This window comes from Streptomyces sp. NPDC055078, from assembly GCF_053607985.1.
In genome coordinates this window covers 1-8,722 of the sequence record NZ_JBSGUP010000341.1, presented here as the reverse complement: position 1 = coordinate 8,722, position 8,722 = coordinate 1, and the positions used below count along the sequence as shown (strand labels likewise).

At 70.0% G+C, this 8,722-nt stretch carries 6 protein-coding genes and 1 pseudogene; 3 read left to right on the top strand and 4 right to left on the bottom strand.

Annotated elements, in window-relative coordinates:
- Positions 1-381: 381 nt before the first annotated feature.
- Positions 382-840: an Lrp/AsnC family transcriptional regulator gene (locus tag ACWF94_RS25225; protein ID WP_453492721.1), complete on the bottom strand. Its 459-nt coding sequence runs from the start codon at positions 838-840 to the stop codon at positions 382-384.
- Between the two features lie 105 nt (positions 841-945).
- Here ACWF94_RS25225 and ACWF94_RS25220 point away from each other — a divergent pair, with 105 nt between their 5' ends.
- Positions 946-2,391 carry a pyridoxal phosphate-dependent decarboxylase family protein gene (locus tag ACWF94_RS25220; RefSeq protein WP_453492718.1) on the top strand — a complete coding sequence of 482 codons (1,446 nt, stop codon included), beginning with the start codon at positions 946-948 and terminating at the stop codon, positions 2,389-2,391.
- 416 nt (positions 2,392-2,807) lie between these two features.
- Positions 2,808-3,386 (top strand): dihydrofolate reductase family protein, encoded by a 579-nt coding sequence (locus ACWF94_RS25215; RefSeq protein ID WP_453492715.1) that lies wholly within the window; start codon positions 2,808-2,810, stop codon positions 3,384-3,386.
- A 163-nt stretch (positions 3,387-3,549) separates the two neighbouring features.
- On the opposite strand, the gene ACWF94_RS25210 is transcribed toward ACWF94_RS25215, so the two are convergent.
- From ACWF94_RS25210 to ACWF94_RS25200, 3 genes and pseudogenes are all read right to left on the bottom strand, one after another.
- Positions 3,550-3,927 carry an AQJ64_40280 family protein gene (locus ACWF94_RS25210; RefSeq protein ID WP_453492712.1) on the bottom strand — a complete coding sequence of 126 codons (378 nt, stop codon included), beginning with the start codon at positions 3,925-3,927 and terminating at the stop codon, positions 3,550-3,552.
- A 558-nt stretch (positions 3,928-4,485) separates the two neighbouring features.
- Positions 4,486-4,683: pseudogene (locus tag ACWF94_RS25205) on the bottom strand (response regulator transcription factor); the annotation flags it as partial.
- An 81-nt stretch (positions 4,684-4,764) separates the two neighbouring features.
- Complete coding sequence (locus ACWF94_RS25200) at positions 4,765-8,070, bottom strand: right-handed parallel beta-helix repeat-containing protein (RefSeq protein WP_453492709.1); 3,306 nt, start codon at positions 8,068-8,070, stop codon at positions 4,765-4,767.
- 83 nt (positions 8,071-8,153) lie between these two features.
- Here ACWF94_RS25200 and ACWF94_RS25195 point away from each other — a divergent pair.
- Positions 8,154-8,722, top strand: a 569-nt coding sequence (locus tag ACWF94_RS25195) for a S8 family serine peptidase (protein WP_453492706.1), incomplete at its 3' end; no start/stop codon positions are given.

The following is an 8,722-nucleotide window of genomic DNA, read 5'->3' as shown; positions in this document are numbered from 1 at the left end:
GAATTCAGACGAGCCAGCCCACGAAGTGGAGGACACCGGCGAGCAGGTCGGTCAGAACGTTCATTGCTGATTCTCCTGTGTGTGCGTTCGCGTGCGTGGGACTACGCACGCTCCACGTGCCGAGCACGTGAGGGACATGCGCCGGCCTTCGGTCTGCAGCCCGTTGCCTGCGCACCACAAGCATCGTTGGACATAGAGGCTCTCCGGGGACACATATGCATCATGCACCTGTTTTGGTGAGTGTCCGCCCTCCTGTTCGATTCGAGGGTCTCGCCCACGGCAGTCAGCCACCGTGAGACCGATGCCTACGTCTTGAGCGGTCACGCTTCTTGAGCGGTCACGCTTCTTGAGCGGGGCCACGCCCAGGAGTGCTGCCGTCCGCTACGAGGCCGCGAAGAAGCCCGGAGTGCTCTTGATCGTTTTCATGGTGAACTGCGAGTTGGTCCGCGCCACACCGGGAAGCTCGGTGAGCTTGGCCATGTACAACCGTTCGTAGGCGTCGAGGTCGGCCACCGCGATCCACAGCACATAGTCGGGCTGGCCGAACATGCGCCGGCAGTGCACCACCTCGTCGAGCAGCCGGACCTCCGTCTCGAAGGTCTCGATCGTGGCCCGGTCCTGAACCGCCAGATCGACATGGAGCAGCACATGGAAGCCCCGGCCGATGGCGTCCGGGGCCACCGCGGCGTGGTAGCTGGTGATCACGCCACTGCTCTCGAGCTGCCGGACCCGGCGCAGGCACGGGGACGGCGACAGACCGACGCGGTCCGCCAGTTCGGTGTTCGCCAGCCGTCCGTCTTCCATCAGGTGCGCGATAATTGCTCGATCTGTCTTATCCATGGCATGGAATGCTAAGCGATTCCCTCTGCGCGGGCAGATTTGGAATCGTATGCGTCGGCATCGCGGCTACTGTGCGCACATCCCTGTTGTCCACCGAATGTGCGGATGGTCGCGATGCTCCCCGAACCGACGCTGAGCCTGGACGAAGACGGCCGTAGGACGGCCGGCCGACTGCTGACCACGTTCTTCGACGACTACGAGCGCTCCATCCCCGAGCGCCCTCTCGTCCCCGAGGTGGACCGTGAGGTTCTCGCGGGGCTGCTGGCAACCCCGTTCCCGGACAAGGGCATCGGGGTCGAGGGGCTGTTCCGCGAGATCAACGAGAAGGTCCTGCCCAACTCGACCACGGTCGCCCACCCGCGCTTCCTCGCCTACGTCCTCGGCCCGCCCAACGGCATCGCGCCCTATGCCGAGGCGGTGGCCGCCACCATCAACCAGAACTGCAACTTCTGGCAGCTCTCACCCGCCGCGAGCGTCATCGAGCGCGCCGTCATCACCTGGCTGGGGGGCCTGTTCGGCTACGGCGAGCAGGCGGGCGGGATCCTCACCGGAGGCGGTTCGATCGCCACCCTCAACGCCCTCACCACGGCCCTGCACGCCCGCCGTCCCCACTTCCGCAGGCACGGCCTGCAAACGGCCGGCAGCCCACTCGTGGTGTACACCTCCACCGAGGCGCACCGCTGCGTGGACAAGGCCGCGGCGATCCTGGGCATCGGGCTGGACAACGTCCGCCACATCCCCACCGACGACCGGTTCCGCATGCGTGTCGACGCCCTGGAGGAGGCCATCCGCGCCGACCGCGAGGCCGGGCGGGAGCCGTTCTGTGTCGTGGCCACCACGGGTACGGTCACCACCGGCTCCATCGACCCGGTCGACGCGATAGCGGATGTGTGCACGCGTGAGGATCTGTGGCTCCACATCGACGGTGCCTACGGCGCGCTGTTCACCCTGTCCGACCGCGCAGGCGGGGTCTTCGACGCCTGCGCCCGGGCGGACTCCATCGCCCTCGACCCCCACAAACTGCTCTTCGCCCCTCTGGAGGCGGGCTGTCTGCTGGTACGCGACCGGACCAGACTCACGGAAGCCTACGCGTTCTCCTCCTCGTATCTCACGGTCGAGGAGGACCCGCTGATGGTCGACTACATGGACTACGGCCCCCAACTGTCCCGCGGCTTCAAAGCGTTCAAGGTCTGGAGCGCGCTGCAGACCTTCGGGATCGACGCCTTCCGGTCCGCCATCGACCACACCCTCGGCCTCGCCCAGTACCTGGCCGACCGGATTCGGGCAGAGCCCGGTCTGGAACTCATGGCACCCGTCCCCCTCACCGCGGTCTGCTTCCAGCTCAAGGGCGCCACCGATGCCGACCACACCGCCGTACTCGGCACCCTCATCGAGGAGGGCACCGCGCTCCTCGGCCCCGCGCGGCTCGGCGAGCGGCAGGGCATCCGTGTGTGTGTCACCAACTACCGCACCACCCGCGCCGACATCGATCTGATCGTGGACCGGGTGGCGGCGATCGCCCGGGGTCCCCGGCCCGCACCGGTCGACTGACACACCGCTGAACCGGCTCGCCGGCTGAACGCGTCATCCGCTGGGGTGGCGCGTGCCGAGCCGCCCCGCCCGCTGGGCACCGGAGAGTTCTTCGAGGAATTTCCGAAGACGGGCCGGAGTGGTGTCGAGATCCTGTCGCCGGTTCCGACGTTCCCTGTGAGAGCCGCCCGCGAGGGGCGGCGTCAGCCACGAGGAGCGATGTCATGAAGTATCTGGTGATGGTCCAGGGCACCCAGGCCGACTACGAGGCCATCGGCGGAGCTGCCCGCCGTACAGCCGGCGGGTGAATCGCCTTCCGCCTCCCGCCCCTCATGCCGGGAATGGCCCGAGAGGGCAGACTCAAGGGCAATGAGTTCCGCCGCGGTCTCCGGTCTGCATGGGCACATCTGCGATCAACCACACTCCAGGAGAGCATCATGACCGCTACCTACACCTTCGACGTCTTTTCCAGCCTCGACGGCTTCGGGGCCGCCGGCGGTAACTGGACCGGCTACTGGGGCAAACAGGGCCCCGAGTTCCTCGACCACCGCCTCGCCCAGTACGACGAGGAACAGCGGATGGTCCTCGGGGCCAACACATATCGGCTGTTCGCGCGGATGCTGGCCGCAAGCACCGAGGAGTCCGAGGTGCGTGACCCCTGGGTCACCCGGATGCGGAGCCTGCCGGCAACAGTGGTCTCGACCACACTGCAAGGATCCCTCGACTGGCCGGATGCGAACGTCGCGAGCGGCGACGCCGTCGACGTCGTCGCCCGGCTCAAGGAGGAGTCCGGGGTACCGCTGCGCTCGCACGGCAGCCTGTCGATGAACCGGGCGCTGTTGGCCGCCGGTCTGGTCGACCGCGTCCAGGTGACACTCTTCCCTGTGATCACCGGCCGGACCGGGCTGGACCCGATCTTCCAGGGTGCGGCGGACTTCGACCTTGAGCTGATCGAGAGCCGGACGCTCGACGGCAGTATCCAAGAACTCATCTACCGGCCGACCCTGCATGGCTGAGTCCGTCCACGCACCTGACGCATGGCTGAGTCCGTCCACGCACCTGACCCGGTCAAGGAGCCGGACGCGACCGGAAGTTCCCGCTGATTGCGTGCGCCTGAGCGCCTGCGCGCCCCGGGAACGGCGCGGGCCGCCGGCGTGGCACCTTCCGGGTGCGGAGGAGTCACCTTCCTGATGTTCCCTCATCCCAGACGTGCCGGAGTGCGGCCCGTGCTCCGTCACCTTCCAGGTGGTGCGCGGTCGTGCCCGGCAGGGTGGGCAGATAGGCCCAGTGGGTGACGGGGTCGGCGCAGGGGCGGCCGTAGGGGAGGCGGACCACCCGGTCGGAGTCGACGAAGCAGTCGCGGTACTCGGTCCCGTCCGCGCCGCGGTGGAGGGTGGTGAAGTACATGGGCATCACCACCCAGAAGTCCTGTCCGGACGCCGTACCGGCCGCTGCCCCGCTGTGCGGCGGGTAACGGCCCGACGTCGCCGCCGCCACCGGCATACCGTCCCTGGGCAGTCTCTCGCGCGCGTCCACCCACTCCACCACTGTGTCCATACCCGTCCTCAGCTCAGGCCCTCCATCAGGTTCTCCATTCTCGCCACTCAGACCCGGGGTGTGCCGCGGAGATCTGCGCCGCACGTTCGGCGGCGCGTTGCGTATGTCGTGCGCGATGAAACAGCGCGGGACGCGTGAAAGGGGGATTCCCGAGTCGGGAGTCCCCCTTGTTCACCTATTCGGCTGCCCTCATGATACCCAGAGCCACCAGTTCACTCCGTGATTCTTGCACTCGTAACTACCCCATTTTCCGTCCAGCTTGCCTTGCTTGCCTACCTTGCTGCATATGCTCGACGACGGGTAAGTGCCTGCGAAGGTGCTGGCCGATGCCGTTCCGGTACTCAGCGCAGTCCCACCGAGTACGGCCAGCACCAGCACGGATGCGGTGGTGAGTTTTCGAATCACGAACCCAATCCTCCAGGTAATGGTTCAGGTGATCAGATTGGGCAGCGTAGTGAAGCCATTCGGCAGGAACAAGGCCGTTGCCCTGGGCCCTGAATAGACTGCCCGATCGGTCCTCGACAGCTTCCCTGCGAATCGGTTTAGGTGCCCGTCCGGTCAGATGCGGCCTTTCCGCAGGGCATGCGCCACGGCGTGTGTCCGGTTGCGCAGGTGCAGTCGGGTGGTCAGCCCGTGCAGGACGTTCTTGACCGTGCGTTCGGAGTACGACAGCCGACCGGCGATCTCCTGGGTGCCGTGCCCATCGGCGACCAGCCGCAGGACGTCGACCTCAGGCGGTGTCAACCCGGAAGGTGGGGTGTCGGGAACCACCCTGGCGGCCCTCGGGGGACCAGGGGCGACTTCGCCGATGCGAAGGAGCACACCGCCCCGGTGGCGTCAGCCGCCCACCCCCAGGCCCGCCGCAGGCAGGTCCTCCGGCAGCAGGGTCCGCAGTTCCGCCACGCTCGGCCGGCCGACGCCGGTCAGGCGGCGTGCCTGGTGGGTGACCATCGTCTCCAGCAACTGCCGGGCCAGGCGGGCATTGCCGAAGGAACGGCCGCGCGGCACCGCGTCGATATGCGTGCGCAGCGCCTCCAGGGTGGGGGCCGGGCAGGTGTAACCGCTCTCCTCGGCCTGCCGCTCCATGATGGTGAGCAGTTCGTCGGTGGAGTAGTCCCCGAACTCCACGAAGCGGGAGAAGCGGGAGGCCAGACCCGGGTTGGAGGCCAGGAAGCCGCGCATCTCCTCGGTGTACCCGGCGACGATCACCACCACCTCGTCCCGGTGGTCCTCCATCAGTTTCAGCAGTGTGTCCACCGCCTCCCGGCCGAAGTCCGAGCCCGCGCCTTCCGGGGTGAGGGTGTACGCCTCGTCGATGAACAGCACCCCGCCCAGCGCGCTCTGGAACACTTCCTTGGTGAGCTGCGCGGTGTGGCCGACATAGCGTCCCACCAGGTCCGCGCGCGCCACTTCGACCAACTGGCCGCGCGAGAGCACCCCCAGCGAGGCCAGCAGGTCGGCGTAGAGCCTCGCCACCGTGGTCTTGCCGGTGCCGGGGGAGCCGGAGAACACCAGGTGCTGGCTGATCCTCGGCGCGGGCAGCCCCGCCGCCTCGCGCTGCTTCGCCGTGGTGAGCAGGCTGACCAGGTCGGTGACCTCGCGCTTTACCGCGTGGAGGCCCACCATGTCCGCCAGCTTCGCCAGCATCGTCTCCCGGTCCTCGGCCACCGTACGCGGGTCCGTCGCGGACTCGCTGACATCCTCCGGCAGCAGCAGCGTCAGGTCACGCTCGGCCGGCTCGTCCATCGTGGCCAGCCGGAACGCCTGGCGGTCGACCATCTCCTCGAACACCCGTCGCGCGGCCCGGCCGTTGCCGAAGGCGGCGCCGCGCTCCATGGCCTCATAGTGCGCGGCGAGTGCCTGGGAGGTGCCGGGCCCCAGCTCGTACTGGTGGGAGCGGCCCATGCTCTCGGTGATCGTGACCAGCTCGTCGACCGAGTAGTTGCCGAACTCGATGGTGCGGGTGAAGCGGGAGGCCAGACCGGGGTTGGAGGCCAGGAAGCCCTCCATCTCCGAGGAGTAGCCGGCCGCGATCACCGCCACGTCCTCCCGGTGGTCCTCCATCAGTTTCAGCAGTGTGTCCACCGCCTCCCGGCCGAAGTCGTTCGAGGCGCCGCCCGAGGTGAGGGTGTACGCCTCGTCGATGAACAGCACACCGCCCAGCGCCTTCTTGAACGCCTCCGTCGTCTTGATCGCGGTACCGCCGATCACCTGCGCCACCAGGTCGGCGCGGGAGACCTCCACCAGGTGTCCGTCCGGCAGCACACCCAGCTGTGCCAGGATCGAGCCGTAGAGCCGGGCCACCGTGGTCTTGCCGGTGCCGGGCGGCCCCGCGAAGACCAGGTGACGGCTCATCGACGGCACCGGCATGCCCAGCCGCTTGCGCCGCTGCCCGAGCTGGTTGAGGTTGACCAGCGTGCGCACCTGGTGCTTGACGCCCTCCAGGCCGATGAGCGCCTCCAGTTCCTCCAGCGGGTCCGGCGGCCCCCCGCTGTCCTGGCCAGGGGTGCCCGGCGTGCCGCCGCCCGCCGCCGCGTCCATGCCCCAGGAGTCGGGGGAGCCGTTCTCCGTGCTGGTCAGTTCCAGCACCTCCAGCCGGTTCCCGGCCCGGGTCTGGGTCAGGCCCGCGCCGCGGTTGCCGCGTACCGTGCAGCCGGTGACGGTCACCGGCTGCACGGTGTCCACCCGGACACCGTCGCCGACGCTGCCGGATACCTCGCACGACCGCAGCTCCGCGCGCGACCCCGCGGCCAGCAGCACACCGTGCGCCCCGGCCGAGAAGATCCGCACCCGGGTCAGCGACGCCTCACCGCAGTCCTCCACCGACACCCCCGAGTCGCCGCAGCCGGCCACCTCGGTGTCCCGGACCGTGGCCACGCCCTCCCGGCCCACCGAGACGGCCGCCTCGCCGCAGGCGCGCAGGGCGCAGTCGTCGAACTGGGCGTGCGCGCCGTCGGCGATCCGCACCCCGGCCCCGGCGGCCCGCTCCACGACGCAGAACTCCAGCCGCCCGCGGCCGTCCTCGCCCGCCTCCACACCGTGCCGCCCCACCCCGGTGACCTGGGCCCGGCGGATCAGCGGGTTGGCGTGCGCGCGGATCAGGACGCCGCTGCCGCGGGCGTCGGTCACCTCCAGCCGGTCGAACTCCGCCGTCGAGTGCTCGGTGAGCAGCACCGCCGCCTCCGGGTCGGCGCAGTCGCGCACCGCCGTGCGGACGAAGGCCGGGGAGCTGGAGTCGGTGACCCGGATCGCCGCCCCGCCCGCCGTGTCGAACGCGCAGTCCTCGAAGGTGCCCCGGGACCGCTCGGCGACCAGCACGCCGTGCCCCTTGGTCCGGGCCGTGGCGCACCGGCGCAGCAGCGGGTCGGCACCTGCCGACAGGGCGATGCCCGGCCCCGATGTGCCGGTCACCGTGACGTCCTCCAGGACCGGGCGGGCGGCGCTGGTCAGATAGACGCCGACCGCGCTGTCCCGGACCGTTGTGTGCAGCACCCGCGTGGTGCTGCTGCCCTCCAGTGCCAGGGCAGGCTTGTCGGTGCCGCTGATGTCGCAGGACTCGATGGTGCCCTGGGCCTCGCCGTTGGCCAGTACGCCGTTGCCGCGGGTGCCGCGGATCCGGCAGTCGCGCACCGTGGACCGGGCACCCTCGCTGAGTACGACGGCCGATGAGCCGAGGTTCTCCAGCACACAGTCCTCGATGACACTCGGCTCCGCGGAGGTGTCCACGACCCCGGCGCCCTCCCGGTTGGTGACACGGCAGCCGCGCATCGCCAGCGACCCGGTCTGCCGGGCGAGCAGCGCCGTCCAGCCCGAACCGATGACCGTACAGCGGTCCATCGCCACCTGGCCGCGCGGCGCGTCCACCACCGCGACATCCTCGCTGCCACCGCGCAGCACCAGGTCGGTGAGCATCACCGCGTCCGCCACCAGCGTGAGCGCGGTGCCTCGGCGCGGGCAGATCTCCACCGATCCCGGCTCGCCCTCGCCGGCGATCGTGACCCGGGTGCGCACGGTGAGGTTCTCGGCGTAGCGGCCGGGCCCGACCTGGAGGACCGCGCCCGCCCGTGCCGTGGCCAGTGCCTCGCCGATGGTCCGGAACTCGTCCGACTGCCCCTGACCCACCGTCAGTACTTGCCGTGACACGCGTGCCCCTCCTGGTTCTCACAGCTCTCACACGGGACCGGGGGCTGTCCCGTCCCGTCTTCACGTCGCCTACCATGTGCCGCATGCCGTACGACCGTTGCCGTCGATTCATGGCCCTCGCGGTGGCGGCCGCGATACCCGCCCTGCTCCTGGCCCCACCGGCCCGCGCCGACAGCGCGGAGCCGGTGAGTCTGCCGCCGCTGCGCCTGCGGATGGCCGCCGGCGATTCCTGTGCGACCGCGTCCACCAAGACCGCGCGCATGCGCCCCTGGACCCACCGGGCACTCCAGCTCTCCCGCGCCTGGCAGCTCACGCGCGGCGCCGGTGTCACGGTAGCCGTCGTGGACACCGGAGTCGGAGCCCAGGCGCCCGCGCTGGCCGGCCGGGTCACCGCCGTCGGCGGGGCGGGCCAGGACTGTGTGGGGCACGGAAGCTTCGCCGCCGGGCTGATCGCCGCCGCGCCCACCGGACAGGGCGCCGTCACCGGCGTCGCCCCCGATGCCCGGATCCTCGCCGTGCGGGGCACCGACACCCGGGGCGTCCCGGACGCCGGGCGCGTCGCGCGCGGTATCCGCACCGCCGTGGACGAGGGCGCCCGTGTCGTCTACGTCGGCCAGGTGCTCGATCGCGGAAGCCCGGAACTGGCCCGCGC